This is a genomic window from Massilia sp. FBCC-B171, assembly GCF_059134155.1.
On the sequence record NZ_CP101443.1, the window covers coordinates 1,947,480 to 1,967,496 of the forward strand.

Here is a 20,017-nt window from a genome sequence, read left to right on the forward strand (position 1 = left end):
CTGCGCCTTGCCCAGCAGTTTCAGGTCTTACACGCCGACATAGCCGACGGCGCACTTGTAGGTCGCCGGGTCGCGCGCGGCCAGCATCATCGATGCATAGGCGCCGAAGCTGGCGCCATAGGCGCACACGCGGGCGCCGTCGACTTCGCCCTGGGCCACCGCCCAGCGCGTCGCGTCTTCGAGGTCGTCGATGATCTTGCCGCCCCACTGGCGGTAGCCCGCCTCCTGGAAGTTGACGCCGCGCCCGCCGGAACCACGGAAGTTCAGCTGCAGCACCGCATAGCCGCGGCTGGCCAGGAACTGGGCGTCCTCGTCGAAGAACCAGTCATCGGAGGGGCCGTGCGGTCCGCCGTGCGGCAGCACCACCAGCGGCAGCCTGGTCCCGGCCGCGTGCGCGGGCATGGTCATGAAGCCGTGCAGGTCGAGGCCGTCGCGCGCCTTCAGGCTGATCGGGCGCCGCTCCGCCATGCGCTCCGGATCGATCGCATCCATCGCCGCGAACAGCATGCTCGCCTTCATCGTCGTCCGGTTGAACAGGTAATAGGCGCCGGGATCGCGGTCGCTCTTCACGCTGAACAGGAGCAGCTTGCCGTCGTCGCTGAAGTCGATGAAGTGCAGGTGCTGGCCCGGGAACTGGGCGCTGAGCTTCTTGTGCAGCTGGGCCTCGGCGCTATTCTCGTCAAAATAGCGGACGTTCGGAATGCCGATCGCGGAATAGGCGCCGAAGGGCAGGGAGGCGCTGGTGAAGAGCAGCCCGGTCACGCTGCCGACCGGATCGGCGAACAGGGAGGTGCGCTGGCCGCTCGCCAGGTTTTCCTTGATCAGGGTATCGGGCTCGCCCTTGGCCGAGTGGATGGCGATGAAATCACGGTCGTCCGGGCTGATATAGAAAGGCCGGTAGCGGCGGCCCGTGTCTTTTTCGATCTTGTTCCAGCGTCCGCTGGCGTCGTCGAAGCGGAACTCGACGGCGTGCGTCTTGTCGTCGACCCCGAACGCGAAGCGCGGCTGGCCGTTGTGCTGCAGGATGAAGGTCAGGTCCCCCATCGGCAGGTCGGCCAGCAGCTTGCGCGAGGCCCTGGCCGAGTCGATCTCGTAGAGGGCACTGTGACTGGTTTCCCAGTCGTGGCCGGTGACGTAGACGCGCCCGTCGCGCTGTTTCGAAATGTCCTGGACATAGCCGAAGCTGCGGTCATCGCCATAGTGCTCGCCGCGCCGCGACTGCTGGCGCATGCGGTAGCCGAACAGGTATTCCTGCTTCTTGCCGTCGATGTCGGTGGCGACGATCTCGCCGGTGGCCTGCGGCCCCTCGAGCGAACCGAATTCGCGGCCCTTGGCCACGACCAGCCGGGTCGCGCTGGCCCAGTAATAGTTGGCCGGCACCTCGAAGACAGGGAAGCGGATCGCGCCGGTGAGCTTCATGTCCGGCAGCGAATACATCTTCAGGACGGGAATGAAGCGGTCGCCGTCCGGTACGCGCTCGGTGATGGCGATGTGCTTGCCGTCAGGCGCGAGGCGCGGATTGTAATACTGGTTCTCGTGGACGAAGTCGGCAAGGGGCACCTGGGCCGGGGCGGCCGTGGATTGGGCCAGGGCCGGCTGGGCCGCGAGAAGGGCGGCGTAAAGGACAGCGAAATGCAAGCGCATGGAAACGTCTCCGATCATCTTTTCAAGAATGCACGCGTGGTTGATTGACATGGCAGGCGGTGCGGGCGGCCTTATTTCGGCGCCGCTCCCTTGCCGATGTTCCGGTCCAGGAAAGCCTGAAGTTTTTCGTAAAAGGCGGTACGGTTGGCGGTGTCGTAGAAGCCGTGGCCCTCGTTGGGTGCCAGGAACCATTCGGGCGGGCGGCCTGCGGTGGTGAGCGCGGCGCGCATCGCATGCGCATGTTCGACCGGCGCGCGCCTGTCATTGCCGCCGTGGACCAGCAGCACGGGCGAGTTGATTTTTGCCGCCAGCTTGACCGGCGAAATGCGGTCGAGTTCCGCGCGGTCGTCGCCGATGTACTTGCGCATCGTGTTGGCCATATAGGTATCGGTGCGTTCGTTCTGCGCCTTGCCCAGCAATGTCAGGTCATACACGCCGACATAGCCGACGGCGCACTTGTAGGTTGCCGGGTCGCGCGCGGCCAGCATCATCGATGCATAGGCACCGAAGCTGGCGCCATAGGCGCACACGCGGGCGCCGTCGACTTCGCCCTGGGCCACCGCCCAGCGCGTCGCGTCTTCGAGGTCGTCGATGATCTTGCCGCCCCACTGGCGGTAGCCCGCTTGCTGGAAGTTGACGCCGCGCCCGCCGGAGCCGCGGAAGTTCAGCTGCAGCACCGCATAGCCGCGGCTGGCCAGGAACTGGGCGTCCTCGTCGAAGAACCAGCGGTCGGAGGGTCCATGCGGTCCGCCGTGCGGCAGCACCACCAAGGGCAGCCTGGTCCCTGGCGCGTGTGCGGGCATGGTCATGAAGCCGTGCAGTTCGAGGCCGTCGCGCGCCTTCAGGCTGATCGGGCGCCTTTCCGACATGTGCGCAGGATCGATCGCCTCCATGGCCGAGAACAGCATGTCGGCCTTCATCGTGGCCCGGTTGAACAGGTAGTAAGAGCCGGGGTCGCGGTCGCTCTTCACGCTGAACAGGAGCAGCTTGCCGTCGTCGCTGAAGTCGATGAAGTGCAGGTACTGGCCCGGGAATTGCGCGCTCAGCATTTGGTGCAGCTGGGCGTCTACGCTCTTGTCGTCGAAGTAGCGCACGCGCGGGATGCCGACCGCGGAATGGGCGCCGAAGGGCAGGGACGCGCTGCTGTAGAGCGGCGCGGTATAGCTGCCGACCGGGTCCGAAAACAGCGTGGTGCGCTGGCCGGTGGCCAGGTTTTCGCGGATCAGGGTATCGGGCCCGCCGGTGGCCGAGTGATTGGCGATGAACTCGCTGTCGTCGGCGCTGAAATAGAAAGGACGGTAGCGGCTGCCGGCATCTTTTTCGATCTTGTTCCAGCGGCCGCTGGCGTCGTCGAAACGGAACTCGACCGCGCGCGACTCGTCGTCCACCCCGATCGCAAAGCGCGGCTTGCCGCTGTGCTGCAGGATGAAGGTCAGGTCCTGCATCGGCAGGTCGGCCACCAGCGTGCGCGTGCCCTTGATCGAGTCGACGTCATAGAGCATGCTGTGGTTGCCCTCCCACGCGCGGCTGGTAATGAAGACGCGCCCGTCGCGCTTCTCCGATACGTCCTCGACATAGCCGAAGCCGCGGTCGTTGCCGTAGCGATCCCCGCGGCTGGACTGATTGCGCATGCGGTAGCCGAACAGGTATTCCTGCTTCTTGCCATCGATGTCGGTAGCGACGATTTCGCCGGTCGCCTGCGGCGCCTCGCGCGAGCCGAATTCGCGGCCCTTGGCCACGACCAGCCGGGTCGGGCTGACCCAGTGATAGGCGACCGGCACCTCGAACACGGGGAAGCGGATCGCACCGGTGATCTGCATGTCCGGCACCGAATACATCATCAGGACGGGGATGAAGCGGTCGCCGCTCGGGACGCGCGCGGTAATGGCGATGTGCTTACCGTCGGGCGAGAGGCGCGGATTGGAGAACTGGTCCTCGTGCACAAAGGCGGCGAGGGGCACCTGGGCCGCGCCGGCCGTGGACTGGGCGAGGGCCGGCTGGGCCGCGAGAACGGCGGCGTACAGTGCAGCGACATGCAAACGCATCGAAACCTCTCCGATCATCTTGTTAAAAATTCACTCAAGGAATCATCGAGTATAAGGAAAATATTTCCAGAAATAAAAATCTTTATGGCAACATGTTGTTTTGATACGACCATTCCGCTTGCGTTGCATTAACATTGCGCAGCGTGCATACTCGCCGGCCCGATGGCTATCATCTCTCCACCTAATCGACCATGTTCCTGGCGCGCATGCCTGCCTGCCGGACCTGATCGCCGCTGCGCATGAACGACGCCCTCGCTTTCGCTGGTTTCAGCACCACTCCGCTCGAACTGATCTCGTTTGCCCTCGCGGTGACGACAGTGCTGCTCAACATCCGCCAGAACCATTGGGCCTGGCTGTTCTCGATCGTCTCTTCGGCCACGTATGCGGTCGTCTTTTTCGACGCCCGCCTGTACGGCGACAGCGGCCTGCAGCTGGTCTTCATCGCCGCCTCGGTATGGGGCTGGTGGCAGTGGCTGCGCGGCAGCGGCGAGACGAAGCTGGTCGTCACGCACCTGGACCGCACGGCCATTGCCTGGGCCCTGGGAGGCTGGGCTGCGGCCTTCCTGGCGCTGTCCTGGTTCCTGAAGACCTGGACCAACACCGACGTCCCCCATATCGACGGCTTCCTCACCGCGGGCAGCCTGGTCGGCCAGCTGCTCCTGGCGCGCAAGAAAGTCGAGAACTGGCATGTATGGGTGATTGTCGACGTGCTCTACGTGGGCCTCTACATCTTCAAGGACCTGCACGTGACGGCGGTGCTGTATGCGGTCTTCGTTGTGCTGGCCTGGCGCGGGCTGCGCGAATGGAGCAAGGTCGCGCGGGTGGCGCCATGACGCTGCGCCGCATCGCCGTGCTGGGCGCGGAATCGTCGGGCAAGTCGACCCTGTGCGTCGCGCTGGCGCGGCGCTACGAGACACTCTGGGTACCCGAATACCTGCGCGAATTCGTCGACACGCAGGGCCGCGTGCCTTATGAGTCGGACCAGTACGGGATTGCCCGCACCCAGCGTGCACGCGAAGACGCGGCTGCGCTGGAAGCGAACGGCTTCCTGTTCTGCGACACGACGCCTTTGATGACGGCGCTCTACAGCCGGGTGTACTGGGGCAGGGTCGACGCGCAGCTTGCGCAACTGGCCGCGAGCCACGACTACGCGCTGACCCTGGTGACGGCGCCGGACACGCCCTGGATCGCGGACGGCCTGATGCGCGAATCGGAAGAAATGCGCCAGCGGGTGTTTGCGCTGCTGGTGGAGGAACTGGATGCGCGGGGAGTGCGCTTCGTGCTGGTGGACGGGGACCTGCCGCACAGGCTGCGGCAGGTGGAGGCGGCGCTCAAGGTGCTGGCGCCGCCGCTGTAAATCCCTGTCAGAAGTCGAACTGGGCCGACACGCGCAGCGTGCGCGGTGCGCCCGGCAGCAGGTAGCCGCCCAAGTCCTGGGTGACGTCGCGCCAGTAGAATTTGTCGAACAGGTTGTCCACCCGCGCGCGCAGCGTGACCTGCGTCGACCCCATCTTCATGCCATACGCAGCGCCCACGCCGAACAGGTGGTAGCCCGGCACGTCGACCGTGTTCTCCGGGTCGAAGGTCTTCTTGCCGGCGTACTGCCACTGGCCGTTGAGCTTCAGTCCCGGCACCGCCGCCACGGCATATTCGCCCCAGACGGTCGTCTTCAGTTCCGGCACGTTGGTGACGCGCTTGCCGTCCAGGGTGGCGTCGCCCGTGTCCTGCTGGCGTGCGCGCAGCGCCATCAGCGAAGCGCCATAGGCCAGGCCATTCGCCGCGCGCTGCGCCGACAATTCCAGGCCGCGGTGATTGCGCTCGCCATTGCGCACAAAGGTCTCGGTTGCATCGGTGTATTCGAGGCCCGTGGTGATCTGGAACACGGCGGCGCTGAGCGAGACGCCATCGCCCGCAATGCCTTTCACGCCGAACTCGAGCTGCTTCGAGCGGTTCGGTCCCAGGTCCTGGTTCGCATTCGTCGTTTCGATCGGCGCCACGCCGCCGGACTCGAGCCCGTGCGCGAGCGTGCCGTAGACATTCCAGTTGCGGGTCGGGCTGTACACCAGCGAGACGTTCGGCAGCGTGAACGAGGCTTTGTCTGCTACCCATGGCAGGGCCGATTCGGGTTGCTGGTCGCTGTCGATTTTTACGAAGCGCAGGCCGGCGTGCAGGGCCAGTTGCGGCGAGAGGGTGACGATGTCCTGCACGTAGACGGCGCGCTCGCGGTCACGGAAGCGCTCGTAGACCGGCCCCGTGCGCGGGTTGCCCGGCGCCGGCTCGGTGACCAGCGGATTGTAGATGTTGCTGTAGCCGGCGTAGTCGTAGACATAGTCGCCGTAGCTGTTGTGGCGCTCGGCATAGCTGGCGCCGAAGGTCAGCAGGTGGCGCAGGGCGCCGCTGGCGAAGCGGCCCTGGAGCTGGGCCTGCAGGCCGAAGGGCGTCTTGCGCTCGCCCACGCTCTGGTAGTCGTAGACGTCGAAGTCGCCATTGCCGCAATAGCCCGGATAGTAACCCTCGCCCTCGTTGCTGCAGCCGTAAGGGAAGGCGGTGTAGTCGTCGCGCTTGAACCAGTGCTTGTTGGCGCTGACCGTCGCATTCCATTCGGTGTTCAGGCGGTAGGCGAAGCGCAGGCCGAGGTTGGCGCTGTCGGTGTCGACGGGGCGGGTCCAGGGCTGGGCGTTGAGCAGGGTTTTGGGCGAGATGTTGGCCGGCAGGTCGACGCCGCGGGTAAGCTGGTAGCCGGGCGCGGTGATCTGCTCCTTGTGCTGGAAGTCCATGTCCAGGTCGAGGCGCGCGTCGGGGCTGATCTGCCAGTCAAAAGCGGCGGAGGCAAACTGCCGCTTGCCGTCGGCGCCCTTCACGTAGGAACGCAGGCGGTCGGCGGCGGCATTGATGCGGTAGCCGAAACGCGTATCCTCGAAGCGGCCGCCGAGGTCGAACTCGCCGTGCAGGCTGCCGCGCTCGCGCGCTTCGACGGTCGCCGAACGCAGGGGCGCGTCAAGCGGACGTTTGGTCACGAAATTCAGCACGCCGCCCGGCGCCGCCAGGCCTGCCTGCAAGCCGGCCACGCCCTTGAGCAGCTCGAAGCGCTCCTTGTTTTCCATCGGGATCTGGGTGTCGGCCGCGATCGCGATGCCGTCCTTGCGGTAGCCCGAGTTGTTGTTCAGTTTGAAGCCGCGCACCGAGAACTGCTCGGCATAGCCGACCGCGTTGTAGGCGTCGCCGACCGAGGCGTCGTACTGCGCGGCATCGGTGGCCGAGCGGATCGACAGGTCCTGCATCTGGCTGCGGTCGAAGGCCACGACCGAGGCCGGAATGTCCATCAGGGGCAGGTCGGCGAAGCCGCCGATGCTGGCGCGCCCGCCGGCGGCTTCTTTGCTGCCGGTGACCAGCACCGAAGCGACTGGTGTGGGCGACTGCGCGGTTTGGGCGTGAACGGCGAAGGCTTGCGCGAGGGCGCAGGCGAGGAGGGAAAGCTTGAAGACGGGTTTCATTGGTGTGCTCGCGGATCGAGCGGCGCAGTAACGCGACGCTTTTTCAAAAAAAGCCGGAGCCAACGCGGGGGAAGGGCAAACAAGGTGTGAACTGCTTGGCGCGCTTTCCTTCGCTGGCATTATCCAGATCAGGTACGAAGGGTATCTCTCACCCGGAAACACGTTCCAGGACCCCTAGCGAGCCGCGAGTGTAGCACGGAGTTTTATAGCCGTGGTGCTTCTGTCAATGAAGGTGGGCGGCGGCAATGCCTCGGCGGCCGCCCGCGCCGGGGCGCCCCTTATACCTCGACCGTCTCCCGGAAGGGCGCGGCATGCTCGTGGTTCGAGCGCGCATGCAGCAAGTGGCGCTGCAGCGTCGCGCGCGTGCTCGCTTCGATCGCGCGCCAGTTGTCGCGGCGCTGGGCGGCGCGCTTGCGGTGCTTCGAGGGCATGTCGGCTAGCGGTTTGAGGTAGAAGGGCAGGCTCACCTGCCAGGCGTCGCCGGGCAGTTCGACCCCGCCCAGAATCTTCCAGAAGCCGTCATAGGCATTCGCGAAATGCTTGATCTCGTCCGGGTCGTAGGCGATGTGCGAAGTGCACTTCACGGCCAGCACCTGTTCCATGCCGACCGCCTGCGCCAGGCCCTGCATGGCCGCGAAGCAGAAGAAGCTCGGCGAATTGTTCGGGAAGCACAGCTCGAAGGCCTCGAAGGCATCGCCCGAATCGGTCCAGCGGCCCTGGTTGCGGGCCACGAAAGGCACCAGCGGCGCCGGCACGCCGACGATCCGGCCTTCGATCCAGGAATAGGACAAGCGGTGCAGCACCTTGCCGTCGGCAATCAGGGCAATCGTCAGGTCGCCTTCGGCATTCATGCGCGAGGCCATCTCGAGCCGGATCAGGAAGGCATGCGTGCCGACGGTCTGCTCCCACAGGGTCAGGCCGCCGCTGCCATACACGGCCGCCTTGTAGGCCGCATCAAACGTGGTCTCTTCGAAGCGGTAGTGCGAGAGCACGCACTGCACGCGCTGGCGGCTGCTCAGGCCCTGCAGCAGGTAGCCGCGGTGGCTCAGGTGGTGGAAGGGATCGTCGTTCGGCGCGGCCATCACGTGCTGGCGGTAGACGTCGAGCTGGCACAAGGCCGCGTGGTCGCGATAGAAGCGCAGCACGCGCGCGCTGCGCAGCACGGCCAGCAGCCAGGAGGAAAAACCCAGCTCGGTGCGGCGAGCCAGCCAGTAGCGGGTAAGGTGAGCGAAGATCATGGGGCGCTCCGTAGAAGACGGCGGGTTGCGGACAGGCTCATGGTGTCCCACCCGCACGCTCCCGGCGGTGCGATTGCTCAAGGGAAATAGATTCTCTGTGGCAATATTTTCGGCGGACTCATCCTCGCCCGGCGTTCGCATCGTCAGCATTGTGATGTTCTTTCGCAGCTATTGTTTTCTTGGGCAAACTTTTCTTGTTGCAAGATTAGCACGGGAATGGCGCAGTTTGCGCGGGGCCTTGCGAAATTCTGTTTCATACTCGGCCTTCGCATCCTGTGGAGGTGACGTATGGCATACGAACTGTTCTATTGGCCCAGCATCCAGGGCCGCGGCGAATTCGTCCGGCTGGCGCTGGAAGAGACGGGAGAAGAGTACGCAGACGTGGCGCGCGGGCCGGACGGCGTCGACGCGCTGATGGCGGCGCTCAAGGATGGGCCTACGCCCAGCTTCGCGCCGCCTTTCCTGCGCGCGGACGGCATGACAATCGGCCAGACAGCGGCAATCTTGATGTATTTGGGCGAGCGCCATGGCCTCGCGCCGCAGGACACGGAGGGCCGCATCTGGACCCACCAGCTGCAGCTGACGATCGCCGACCTGGTCAACGAGGCGCACGACAGCCACCACCCGGTCGGCAACGGCTTGTACTACGAAGACCAGCAGGAGGAAGCGCGGCGCCGCGCGGGCGAATTCACGTCGGCGCGCATCCCGAAGTTTTTGAAATACTTTGCCCGCGTGCTGGGCGAGAAGGACTACCTGGTCGGGCAAGAGATTACCTACGCCGACCTGTCGCTGTTCCAGGTGCTGGAAGGACTTGCTTACGCCTTCCCGAAAGCGGCCGGACGCGCACTGGCAAAGCACCCGAACCTGGCGGCGCTGCGCCGGCGCGTGGCCGAGCGGCCGCGCATTGCCGCCTATCTGGCGTCGCCGCGCCGGATCCCGTTCAGCGAAGAAGGGATCTTCCGGCATTACCCGGAACTGGACAGTTAGTCCCGGCGCGGTCCGAAGTCCGGGCTGACCAGGCGTTCGCCGCGATCGAGCGCATCGATGGCGGCGATGTCGCCCGGGCTGAGCACCAGTTCGCGCGAGGCCAGGTTGCTGGCCAAATTCTCGCGCCGGGTCGACGATGGGATGACCGTGAAACCCTTGGCCAGCAACCAGGCCAGCGTGACCCGGGCCGGCGTCGCGTTCAGCCGTGCTGCGATGGCGCCTATGACCGCGTCGTCCAGCACCTTGCCGTAAGCGAGCGGCATGTAGGCCGTCAGCGCGATGCCGTGTTCAAGCGCGAAGGCGGCGACGGCGCGGTTCTGCAGGTAGGGATGCAGCTCGACCTGGTTGGTGGCGATGTTCGCCGCGCCGACACTGTCAATCGCTTCCTGCATCAGGGGAATTGTGAAGTTGGAGACGCCGATGGCGCGCGTCAGGCCCAGTTCACGCGCTTCCAGCAGGGCCGCCATCGATTCGGCAACCGGTACCGCGCCGCCAGGCGAGGGCCAGTGGATCAGGGTCAGGTCGAGCTGCTCGAGGCGCAGCTTGCGCATGCTCTCTTTCAGGCTCGGAATCAGGGCGTCGCCGGCGAGGTGCTCGGTCCAGATCTTGGTCGTCACGAAGACGTCCTGGCGTGCCACGCTGCTCTTTGCGAGCGCGGTGCCGACCTCAAGCTCATTGCCATAGATCTGGGCGGTATCGATGTGGCGGTAGCCGAGGTCGAGGGCGTTGGCGACGCTGTCGATGGCGGTCTGGCCTTGCAGGCGGAAGGTGCCGGCGCCGATGGTTGGCATGTGCATGGTGTATTCCTTTTGAGTGAAAAATAATTAAACGAGTTCTGCTTCTTTGATTGGGGCGGGCCGCGCCAGCGCCTCGCGCTTGTCCAGCCGGCCGGCCAGCGTGGTCAGGGCCAGCGCGCCGACGAGGATCAGGGCGCCGATCGGCGGCGTCGCCATCAGGCCGAGGTGTTCCAGGATCAGGCCACCGCCCCAGGCGCCCAGCGCGATGCCGAGGTTGAAGGCGGCGATGTTCATTCCCGAGGCCATGTCGACCGCTTGCGGCACGTCGCGTTCAGCGCGCTGCACGACATACAGCTGCAGGGCCGGCACATTGCCGAAGGCGACCGCGCCCCAGGCCAGCACGGTGGCGACAACCAGCACCGGATGCGGCGCGGTGAAGGTCAGGATGGCCAGCACGGCGGCCAGCAGCGCGAACACGATCTGCAGGGCGCGGATCGGGCCCTTCTTGTCGGCCAGGCGGCCGCCCCAGATATTCCCGGCCGCGACCGAGACGCCATACACCAGCATCACGAGACCCACGCTGCTTGGGGCAAAGCCGGCCACGTCCTGCAGGATCGGGGCAAGATAAGTAAAGGCGATGAAGGAGCCGCCATAGCCGAGCGTCGTGATCGCATACACCAGCAAGAGGCGCGGCTGCTTCAGCACGGCGAACTGCTTGGCGAGGCTGGCCGGCTTGGCGCCGCCGATGGCTTTCGGCACCAGGAGCGCGCTGCCGATCATGGCGACGATGCCGAGCGCGGCCACCGCCAGGAAGGTCGACTGCCAGCCGAATTGCTGGCCGATCCAGGTACCGAGCGGCACACCGGTGACGAGGGCCACCGTCAGGCCGGTGAACATCAGGGCGATCGCGCTGGCGGCCTTTTCTTTCGGCACCAGGCTGGTCGCAATGGTCGAACCGATCGAGAAGAACACGCCGTGGGCGAGACCGGTGAGCACGCGCGCGGCCATCAGGGCGGCGTAGCCGGGGGCGATCGAGGCGACCAGGTTGCCGAGCGTGAACAGCAGCATCAGCGCGATCAGCAGTTTCTTGCGCGGCACATGGGCGGTGAGGGCTGTGAGCAGAGGCGCGCCGATGGCCACGCCGAGCGCGTACACGCTCACCAGGAGGCCAGCGGAGGGAACGGAAACGCCGAGGCTGGCGGCGACGTCGGGAATGAGCCCGACGATGACGAATTCGGTGGTACCGATGGCAAAGGCGCTCAAGGTGAGCGCCCAGAGGGCAAGTGGCATGGTGACTCCTGGGGCAAGGGATGAACAGGCATGCAGTCTGGGCCATATGCGTGTTGCGAAAAATCCCTTGCCGTACAATAGACTTTTGACTGGGAGTCACGAATGATCGATGTAGAGGCCTTGATTGCATTCTCCGCCGTCATGGATGCCGGCTCGTTTTCCGGCGCCGCCGCACGCCTCGGACAGACGCCTTCGGGTGTCTCGCGCACCATTGCGCGCCTGGAAAAGCATCTCGGCCTGACCCTCCTGCACCGCACCACGCGGAGCCTGCAGCTGACCGACGAAGGCGCCTGGCTGCTCGAGCGCGCCCGTACCCTGCTGGCGGCGCTCGCCAACACCGAAGCCGAAGCCGCCGCGCGCCGCTCTCAGCCCGCGGGCCTGGTGCGCGTGAATGCGGCCACGCCCGCGCTCGGCCACCTGCTGGCGCCGCTGGTGCCGGCTTTTCTCGACGCCTATCCGCTGGTGCAGCTGGAGCTGAAGAGCGGCGAAACCGTCGTCGACCTGATCGAGGAACGCGCCGACCTGGCAATTCGCATCGGCAGCCTGCCGGACTCGACCCTGAACGCGCGCAGGCTGGGCGCCAGCCGCCTCCGGGTGCTGGCTGCACCCGCCTATCTCGAACGCCATGGCATGCCGCTTGATGTGCCCGCGCTGGCACACCACCGCCTGCTCGGCTTTGCGGCGCCGGCCACGCTCAACACCTGGCCGCTGGCGGATGGCGGGGCCGAGGGCTATACGATCGCCCCCAGCGTGACCGCCTCGAACGGCGAAACGGTGCGCCACCTGGCGCTGGCCGGTGCGGGGATTGCCTCGTTGTCGGACTTTCTTACGCGCGACGACCTCGCCGCAGGAAGGTTGGTGCCGGTGCTGGCAGAGGCAGCGCTGCCGTGGTCGCAGCCGGTGTGGGCCGTGTTCTACAAGCAGGGCGGCCTGGCGCCGCGGGTGGCGGCATTGGTGGATTTTCTGGCGCGCGAATTGGGGGCCGTGCTCGACGCGTGAGGCGCTTGGCGCAGCGCAGCACAAGCATTCGTTGCGCGAACTTCTGCCAGGCGCTACGCTCATAAAGCAGCACCAACAACAATATTAATTATCCTGAAAGGAACACGTCATGAGTTCAGAGGTCAAGCCGGTCGAAGAGGGCATGCACACCGTTACCCCGCATCTCGTCTGCGCCAACTGCCACGAGGCGATCGAGTTCTACAAGAAGGCTTTCGGCGCCATCGAAATCATGCGCTCGCCCATGCCGGACGGTAAGGTCGGCCACGCCATGCTGCGCATCGGCGACTCGCCCCTGTTCCTGGCCGACGAATTCCCGGACTACGGTTCCTTCGGCCCCCTGACCCTGAAAGGTTCGCCCGTCACGATCCACCTGTCGGTGCCGAACGTCGACGAGATCTGGGCCAGCGCAACAGCCGCCGGCGCCACCGTGCGCATGGAACTGGCCGACATGTTCTGGGGCGACCGCTACGGCCAGATCGTCGATCCCTACGGGCACATCTGGTCGATGGCGACCCACATCAAGGATGTGTCGCCCGAGGAGATGGAAGAGGCGATGAAGCGCGAGTGCGCGTAAGCGTTCAGCGCAACAAGGTGGCTGCTCAAAGCGCCGCCACCTGCAGGTGATCGTACAAAATCAAACTACCGATCACGATCAGCACCACGCCGCCGACGATCTCGGCGCGCTTGCCCACCAGCGCGCCCAGGCCGCGGCCCAGCATCACGCCGAGCGTGACCATGATGAAGGTAGCGCAGCCGATCGCGGCGGCGGTAATGAAAATGTTGGCGTCGATGAAGGCCAGGCCTGCGCCCACGATCAGGGCGTCGATGCTGGTCGCCATGCCGGTCACGGCCAGGCGCAGGAAGGAATGGCTGTTCGGCTTTTCCTCGTCGAGCTCGGGTTCGCCCCAGCCTTCGTGGATCATGCGCAGGCCGAGCGCGCCCAGCAGCACGAAAGCAATCCAGTGGTCCCAGGCCTGCACGTAAGGTGCGGCGGCGTTGCCCAGCGCCCAGCCGAGCAGGGGAGTGAGGCCTTCGATCACGCCGAAGATGAGGCCGGTGCGCAGCGCCTCGCGCAGCTGCGGCCGCTGCAGGGCCGCACCCTTGCCGACGGCGGCGGCGAAGGCGTCGGTGGACATGGCGAGGGCGAGCGAGGCGGTGGCGGCGAAATTCATGGGGGCTTTCCGTCGGGCAAACGCAAAGGCAAGCCCGCGCGGCCCGAACTCGCGCGCTGGCATGCCAGTGGTCTTGCCAACCGGACGGTCGATCGACCGGCTGCCCGTACCACGGCGCGCTGCTGGCGCCGAGTATGTTGATACGGGAACTTCGCTGACAGCGAAGCAGGCTACTCCCCAATGGATGGCGATATTGTACTCCAGCGCATCGAAAAACTCAGCCATTGGCTGTGGCGCCCGCACACAGTAGCCATTTGCACAAGACCTGCCGGCCACGTAGACTGGGCCCGAACCCCTGCAAGGAGAATAGTTTGGACAGCCACGACAACATCGGCGCAATCGACATCGTCATCGTCCCGCCCACCCACGACCTGGGCGACGGTTTCAAGGTGCGGCGCGCCTTGCCCAGCCGCCAGCGGCGCATGGTCGGCCCGTTTGTGTTTCTCGACCAGATGGGCCCGCACGTGTTCGACGCTGGGCGCGGGCTCGACGTGCGTCCGCATCCGCACGTCTGCCTGGCCACCGTCACCTATTTGTTCGATGGCGAAATCCTGCACCGCGACAGTGTCGGCAGCGTGCAGGCGATCCGCCCCGGCGAGGTGAACTGGATGACGGCCGGAAGCGGCATCGTCCACTCCGAGCGCACCGACAGCGTGCTGCGCCAGGGCCGCTCGAACCTGTTCGGCCTGCAGTGCTGGGTTGCGCTGCCCACGAAACACGAGGAAACCGATCCGGCCTTTGCCCACCTCGACGCCGGCGCGCTGCCGGTGATCGAAGGCGAGGGCGTCGAGGCACGCGTCGTGGCCGGCAGCTTCTGGGGCCGGCGCGCGCCGGTGGCGACCTTGTCCGACATGTTCTACGTCGACGTCAAGCTCCAGCCCGGCGCGCGCATCGCGATGCCGCCGGAATACCCGGAGCAGGCCATCTATATCGTCGAAGGCAGGCTCGACCTCGGCCGCGACGGCGTCTTCGACGCCGGCCAGCTGGCGGTCATCAAGCCTGGGGCGGAAGTGATGCTGGGGGCGCCCGGACCGGGACCGACGCGCATCATGCTGCTGGGCGGCGAGCCGATGGATGGGCCGCGTTTCCTGTCCTGGAATTTCGTTGCCAGTTCCGAAGAGCGCATCGAGCAGGCCAAACGCGACTGGCAGGCCGGCGCCTTTCCCCAGGTGCCGGGCGAGACCGAATTCATCCCGCTGCCGGAGCCGCAGGGCAAACCAGTGCGTTATCCATAAACCAAGGTCACGTCAGCAAAATTGTTGGGTACACGCTAACATCGGCGCTCTTCCATGTTCCAGGAGCGCGCCGTGTCCCAGCCCCACCACTTGACCGCGAACGCCGCCGACGTCCAGCGCATCGCCGCCTTTTCCGACGGCACCCAGGGCGGTAATCCGGCCGGGGTGTGGATCGGCGCCGCCTTGCCGCTTGAAGCCGAGATGCAGCGCATCGCCCACGAGATCGGCTATTCGGAAACTGCCTTCGCCGCACCGCTGGGCGAGGGCTGGCGCGTACGCTATTTTTCGCCCGAGTCGGAAGTGCCCTTCTGCGGCCATGCCACCATCGCGCTCGGCGCTGCGCTCGCGGCCAGCCATGGCGACGGCGTCTATCCGCTGGTACTCAATAGTGCTGCGATCACCGTCGAGGGCCGGCGCGGCACCGGCGCGGACGGCAGCGTGCTCACCTCGGCCGCGCTGCAGTCGCCGCCCACCCGCAGCGCCCCGGCGCCAGGCGAGGTCGTGGCCCGGGCGCTGGCGCTGTTCGGCTACCAGAAGGAAGATCTCGATCCGCACATTCCGCCGGCCCTGGCCCATGGCGGGGCGGACCATCTGGTGCTCGCCCTGCGCAGCCGCGCCCTGCTGGCGGCCATGCGCTACGATCTCGACGCCGGCCGCCATTTCATGCGCGAACTGGACATCGTCACCGTGGTGCTGGTGTTTGCGCAAACCGATACGCTGCTCCACACGCGCAATCCCTTCGCCTCGGGCGGCGTCTACGAAGACCCGGCCACGGGCGCCGGCACGGCCGCGCTCGCCGGCTACCTGCGCGACATCGGCTGGCCGCATGGCGGCGCGATCGACATCGTGCAGGGCGAAGACATGGGCATGCGCTCGCGCCTGCATGCCGGGATCGGGGTGGAGCAGGGCGGCTCGATCCGCGTTTCGGGGACTGCGCGCATTATTTGAAAGCGGAATTATCCGAATAGCATGAATTAGAACGGGCGTTCAGTGAGCGTTGAATAAAGGGAAAAAAGCATCTTTTATTGACGTTTAGAAAAGTTTCTAAAGATTGATAATTATCAACACAGAAGTCGTTGGCCAACTATCAATCAAGGAATTCCGTCATGGATATGCGCACCCCCGCCACTCTCTCCGCCACCTTAGCGCGTCCAGCCATGTCGACCGAGCGCCTGCCGTTCACGATCCGCCGGGTCGAGACCGAGGACAGCCTGAAGAAAGCCGTGGCGCTGCGCCATGCGGCCTATGCCCGCCACGTGCCGGACTTCGCGCGCTCGCTGGCCCTGCCGGAAGCCTGCGACTACGACGAGGACACGGTAGTCTTGCTGGCCGAATCGAAGCTCGACGGCACGGCCCTGGGCACGGCGCGCATCCGCACCAATGTGCACCATCCGCTGCATATCGAAGAATCGGTGGTGCTGCCGCACTGGCTGCAGGGACGCAGCCTGGGCGAAGTCGAGCGCCTCGGCGTCACCGAAGGGCGCATCGGCCACGTCGTCAAGGTCGCGCTGGTCAAGGCCTTCTTCGACTACTTTGAAAAGACCGGCATCGAATACGCCGTCATCGCCGGCCGCGCCCCGATCGACCGCCAGTACGAACAGCTGATGTTCAGCGACGTGTTCGGCGAAAAGGAAATGGTGCCGCTGGTTCATACGGGCAACATTCCACACCGCGTGATGGCCTTCGAGATCGCCACCGGCGAGGCGCGCTGGCAGGCGGCGAACCACCCGATGCTGAAATTCTTCCGCCATACTCACCATCCGGACATCGACGTCGGCGTGGCGCCGCGTCGCCTTGTGGCCACGCCGGCCGGCGCCCGTTCGCCGATGTTGGCCGAAATTGCACAGATGGCTAGCTGCTAAGGCAAATATTGCATGACAGCATCTGCAGCAGCTTGTATCCTTCAGGGGTAACACGCGCTGGCAGCGGGCTGGCGTTTGCCAGCCTGACCCGACCAGCCTATGCCCGATTCGCCTTCGCCAGACCCAGTACCGCCTCCAGCGTCGTTCGACCGGCTGCTGACGGCAGCGATGCGGCTGTTGTCCCTGTACCTGGTGCCGCTCGGGGTGGCGCTGGTCTCGGTGCTGGCGCTGGTTTCCTGGAACAGCCATTACGTCGCCAACGACGACGTCATCTTGCCGCTACGCGTGGTCGCGGAAGAGGGCAGGGCGCTGACGCCGGCCACCGCCCTGCGCCAGCTGGCAAACGTGCCGGGCGTCGAGCGCTACGACACGCATCTCACCGAAGAGCCGCTCTGGTTCACGCTCCATACCCATAGCCAGGGCGATGGTCGCCAGGTGGTCGAATTCCCCTCGCGCCACGCGGTCGACATCGCCTGCTGGAATGGCGCCACCCTGCAGTCGCTGGGCAGCGCATCGCACGAGAACGCCAGCGGTGCGCTTGCGCTGGCCAAGGCCGGCTTCGTGCTGCAGCCGAAAATGATGCCGGCCGAAGTGCTATGCCGCGCCCGCTTCACGGGACCGGCGCGGGTGAGCGCCGTGCAATGGCCGGCGGACGAAATGACGCTGTCGATCCAGCAGTTCCACCGCAAGTCGGGCCTGCTCGACGGCGGCATGATCGTGCTCAGCCTCTTCATCCTGATTACCGCCCTCATCAACCGCCAGCTGCTCTACCTGCAGTTTGCCGTCTGGCTGATCCTGAACCTGCGCATCGGCGCCATCTCGGCCGGCTGGGACATCCAGTGGCTGGGCCAGACCCTGCCCCAGGACTGGCTGGCGCCGAGCCGCGCCGTCACGACCGCCCTGTACGCCATCGCCACCATGACCCTGTACCGGGAACTGTTCGGCGCGGAACTGGCGCGCACCCGGCTGGCCGGGCCGCTGCGCGTGGCGCAGGCGCTATGCCTGTGCCTGCTGCCGATGGGAATCTTCCTGCCTTACGGGATCTACCTGCCGGTGATGTGGCTGCTGGTCGGTCCGGGCCTGGCGATGATGACGCTCGGCCTGTTTGGCGTGATGCGCAACAGCCAGGCGCGGGTGGCGATGTGGTTTGCCGCTTCCTTCGTCGTCACCTTCCTGTCGACCCTGGCCGAGGTGCTCTCGGCCGCGCTGGGCATGCGCGAGATGCTGGGCGTGGTCAACAGCGTGACGGCGGCACTGGCCTCGAGCCTGCTGGCGGCGCTGGCCGTAGCCGAGCAGATGCGCCTGGAAACCCAGAAGCGCATTGCGGTGCAGGCAGAACTTGAACACGCCTACGAGGCCATGCCGGTGGGCCTGTTTACGCTCGACCTGCAGGGCGCCTTCCTGTCGGCCAATCCGGCCCTGTGCCGCATGCTCGAATGCGAGCTGCCCGCGCCAAGCCGCACGCTCTGGCAGCAGTTTTTTGACGACGCATCCTGGTTCCACCTGCGCGAACAGGTGCACCAGCAGACCGCGGTCGAGATGGACATCGCCAGCCGCCAAGGCGGGCGCCGCTTCCTGGTGCGCGCGACGCTGGCCCATGGCCGCATCGAAGGCGTCCTCGAAGACATCACCGAAAAGACCAAGGCCACCGAGCAGCTGCAGTTCATGGCCAACAACGATCCGCTGACGCGCGTCTTCAACCGGCGCGGCATCGAGAAGACGTTCGAAGGCGCGGCGGCCTCGCTTGCCAGCGGCAAGCCGATGGCGATCGCCTACATCGACCTCGACCGCTTCAAGCTGATCAACGATCTGTTCGGCCACAGCGCCGGCGACGAGGTGCTCAAGCAGGTCTGCGAGCGCATGGCCATGATGCTGGCCGGCGGCCAGCAGATCGGGCGCGTCGGCGGCGACGAATTCGTGATCGTGATGCCCGATACCGCCATTCCGCTGGCTTCGCTCATTTGCCGCGGCATCGTCGAGCGCATCGGCGGCACGCCTTACCGGGTCGGCGACAAGGCCTTCCACGTGCGCGGCTCGGTCGGCCTGATCGAAGTCTCGAACGGCATGCCGATGCGCGACGCCATCTCCGCGGCCGACCGCGCCTGCCGCGAAGCGAAGGAGGCCAGCGACGGCCTGGTAGTCTACGAGCGCAATGCGGCGGCCTTCCACGAGCGCGAGGCCGAGCTGAACCTGGTCGCCAAGCTGCAGGGCCCGAACGCGACCGAGGGCCTGTTCGTCGAGATGCAGCCGATCATGTCGCTGAAGAACCCGCACGATTCGCTCAACTTCGAAGTCCTGCTGCGCATGCGCGGGCCCGACGGACGCGTGATGCCGGCCGGCCCCCTGATCGGCGCTGCTGAAAAATGCGGGCGCGCAGGCGCCATCGACCGCTGGGTCCTTTCCACCACCCTGGGCTGGATCGCGGAGAACGTGGGACGCCTGCCGAACACCCGTTTCGTGTGCATGAATTTGTCGGGGGCTTCGCTCAACGACGAACGCTTCGTCGCCGACACCCTGGAGATCCTGGGCCGCCACGTGCACGTAGCGCCGCGCCTGTGCATGGAAATTACCGAGAGCGTGGCCTTGCACGACCTCGATAACACGCGCCGCTTCATCGACCAGGTGCGCAATTTCGGCGTGAAGGTGGCGCTCGACGACTTCGGCGCCGGCTACACCTCCTTCTCCTACCTGAAGGAATTGCCGGCCGACGTGCTGAAAATCGACGGCAACTTCATCGTCAACATCAACGCCCATCCCGCCAACGTGGCGATCGTCGAAGCGATCGTCAGCCTGGCCGGGAATCTCGGCATGAAGACGATCGCCGAATGGGCGGAAGACGCGGCCACGGTGCAGACCCTGGCCGGGATCGGCGTCGACTACGTGCAGGGCTGGGCCGTGACGCGCTCGCTGCCGCCGGAGCGCATGCTCAGCGCCGCCTCGTCGGCGAGCTTCATCTCCGATCCGGAATTGCTGGAGATGCTGCCCAACCTCGGGCTGGGGGCGGCGCTGGATTTACGCGGAATGATGAAGTTTCACTGAGGCTGGCGGTGGTGCTTTGGTAGGGTGGGTACTCTGTGCCCACGCGGAACGCGCCGCTGTGTTTGCCGGGCGCAGCGTGCGTCGTTTCCCATTCGGCGCTGCGTAAAATGATGTTTCCCCAACGCTTGCCGTAGCCAACGTGATGCAGGCGTTGGCGTGGGCACGGAGTGCCTTTCGCGGCTCGGCCCACCCTTCTATGAAGACTGTCAAGGAGCGTGTGCGATCTTGCCTCTCCTGGTAGCTATCTGGTTGATGCTGCTGTCGTAAAGCTCTTG

16 protein-coding genes and 2 riboswitches are annotated in these 20,017 nt (G+C 65.8%); of the genes, 9 read left to right on the forward strand and 7 right to left on the reverse strand.

The window, feature by feature from the left end:
* Positions 1-27 precede the first annotated feature (27 nt).
* Entirely contained in the window at positions 28-1,644 is a 1,617-nt protein-coding gene (locus NMB41_RS08845) for an alpha/beta hydrolase family protein (protein ID WP_494382095.1), read from the reverse strand.
* Between the two features lie 71 nt (positions 1,645-1,715).
* Positions 1,716-3,689, reverse strand: coding sequence for an alpha/beta hydrolase family protein (locus tag NMB41_RS08850; RefSeq protein WP_494382096.1), 1,974 nt, complete (start codon positions 3,687-3,689; stop codon positions 1,716-1,718).
* Between the two features lie 239 nt (positions 3,690-3,928).
* Here NMB41_RS08850 and pnuC point away from each other — a divergent pair, with 239 nt between their 5' ends.
* Complete coding sequence (gene pnuC, locus NMB41_RS08855) at positions 3,929-4,522, forward strand: nicotinamide riboside transporter PnuC (RefSeq protein WP_494382097.1); 594 nt, start codon at positions 3,929-3,931, stop codon at positions 4,520-4,522.
* Positions 4,519-5,046 carry an AAA family ATPase gene (locus NMB41_RS08860; RefSeq protein WP_494382098.1) on the forward strand — a complete coding sequence of 176 codons (528 nt, stop codon included), beginning with the start codon at positions 4,519-4,521 and terminating at the stop codon, positions 5,044-5,046. Before pnuC ends, NMB41_RS08860 begins: the two co-directional genes overlap by 4 nt.
* A gap of 7 nt (positions 5,047-5,053) precedes the next feature.
* Here NMB41_RS08860 and NMB41_RS08865 read toward each other — a convergent pair whose 3' ends face one another.
* On the reverse strand, positions 5,054-7,183 hold the full coding sequence (locus tag NMB41_RS08865) for a TonB-dependent siderophore receptor (RefSeq protein WP_494382099.1): 2,130 nt from the start codon (positions 7,181-7,183) through the stop codon (positions 5,054-5,056).
* 88 nt (positions 7,184-7,271) lie between these two features.
* Positions 7,272-7,369, reverse strand: a riboswitch (TPP riboswitch).
* Positions 7,370-7,461: 92 nt separating this feature from the next.
* On the reverse strand, positions 7,462-8,421 hold the full coding sequence (locus NMB41_RS08870; RefSeq protein WP_494382100.1) for a DUF535 family protein: 960 nt from the start codon (positions 8,419-8,421) through the stop codon (positions 7,462-7,464).
* A gap of 288 nt (positions 8,422-8,709) precedes the next feature.
* On the opposite strand from NMB41_RS08870, the gene NMB41_RS08875 reads away from it, so the two are divergent.
* Entirely contained in the window at positions 8,710-9,408 is a 699-nt protein-coding gene (locus tag NMB41_RS08875) for a glutathione S-transferase (RefSeq protein ID WP_494382101.1), read from the forward strand.
* Here the strand turns inward: NMB41_RS08875 and dkgB are convergent.
* The gene (gene dkgB / locus NMB41_RS08880; protein ID WP_494382102.1) at positions 9,405-10,205 is read right to left on the reverse strand and encodes a 2,5-didehydrogluconate reductase DkgB; all 801 of its coding nucleotides are present in this window, start codon (positions 10,203-10,205) and stop codon (positions 9,405-9,407) included. The genes NMB41_RS08875 and dkgB overlap by 4 nt on opposite strands.
* A gap of 27 nt (positions 10,206-10,232) precedes the next feature.
* A complete protein-coding gene (locus NMB41_RS08885; RefSeq protein WP_494382103.1) occupies positions 10,233-11,435 on the reverse strand; it encodes an MFS transporter in 1,203 nt (400 codons plus the stop codon).
* A 102-nt stretch (positions 11,436-11,537) separates the two neighbouring features.
* Here NMB41_RS08885 and NMB41_RS08890 point away from each other — a divergent pair, with 102 nt between their 5' ends.
* Together NMB41_RS08890 and NMB41_RS08895 are read left to right on the forward strand one after the other, a co-directional pair.
* Entirely contained in the window at positions 11,538-12,434 is an 897-nt protein-coding gene (locus NMB41_RS08890) for a LysR family transcriptional regulator (protein ID WP_494382104.1), read from the forward strand.
* Positions 12,435-12,543: 109 nt separating this feature from the next.
* Positions 12,544-13,008, forward strand: coding sequence for a VOC family protein (locus NMB41_RS08895; protein ID WP_494382105.1), 465 nt, complete (start codon positions 12,544-12,546; stop codon positions 13,006-13,008).
* Between the two features lie 25 nt (positions 13,009-13,033).
* On the opposite strand, the gene mntP is transcribed toward NMB41_RS08895, so the two are convergent.
* On the reverse strand, positions 13,034-13,606 hold the full coding sequence (mntP, locus tag NMB41_RS08900; protein ID WP_494382106.1) for a manganese efflux pump MntP: 573 nt from the start codon (positions 13,604-13,606) through the stop codon (positions 13,034-13,036).
* An 8-nt stretch (positions 13,607-13,614) separates the two neighbouring features.
* Positions 13,615-13,797: riboswitch (yybP-ykoY riboswitch) on the reverse strand.
* 120 nt (positions 13,798-13,917) lie between these two features.
* Here mntP and NMB41_RS08905 point away from each other — a divergent pair.
* The 4 genes from NMB41_RS08905 (at position 13,918) to NMB41_RS08920 (ending at position 19,742) form a co-directional block, all read left to right on the forward strand.
* A complete protein-coding gene (locus tag NMB41_RS08905; RefSeq protein WP_494382107.1) occupies positions 13,918-14,841 on the forward strand; it encodes a pirin family protein in 924 nt (307 codons plus the stop codon).
* 54 nt (positions 14,842-14,895) lie between these two features.
* Positions 14,896-15,789 carry a PhzF family phenazine biosynthesis protein gene (locus tag NMB41_RS08910; RefSeq protein ID WP_494382108.1) on the forward strand — a complete coding sequence of 298 codons (894 nt, stop codon included), beginning with the start codon at positions 14,896-14,898 and terminating at the stop codon, positions 15,787-15,789.
* Between the two features lie 158 nt (positions 15,790-15,947).
* Positions 15,948-16,703 carry an N-acyl amino acid synthase FeeM domain-containing protein gene (locus tag NMB41_RS08915; protein ID WP_494382109.1) on the forward strand — a complete coding sequence of 252 codons (756 nt, stop codon included), beginning with the start codon at positions 15,948-15,950 and terminating at the stop codon, positions 16,701-16,703.
* A 168-nt stretch (positions 16,704-16,871) separates the two neighbouring features.
* Positions 16,872-19,742: a putative bifunctional diguanylate cyclase/phosphodiesterase gene (locus NMB41_RS08920; RefSeq protein WP_494382110.1), complete on the forward strand. Its 2,871-nt coding sequence runs from the start codon at positions 16,872-16,874 to the stop codon at positions 19,740-19,742.
* The last annotated feature ends 275 nt before the right edge of the window (positions 19,743-20,017 follow it).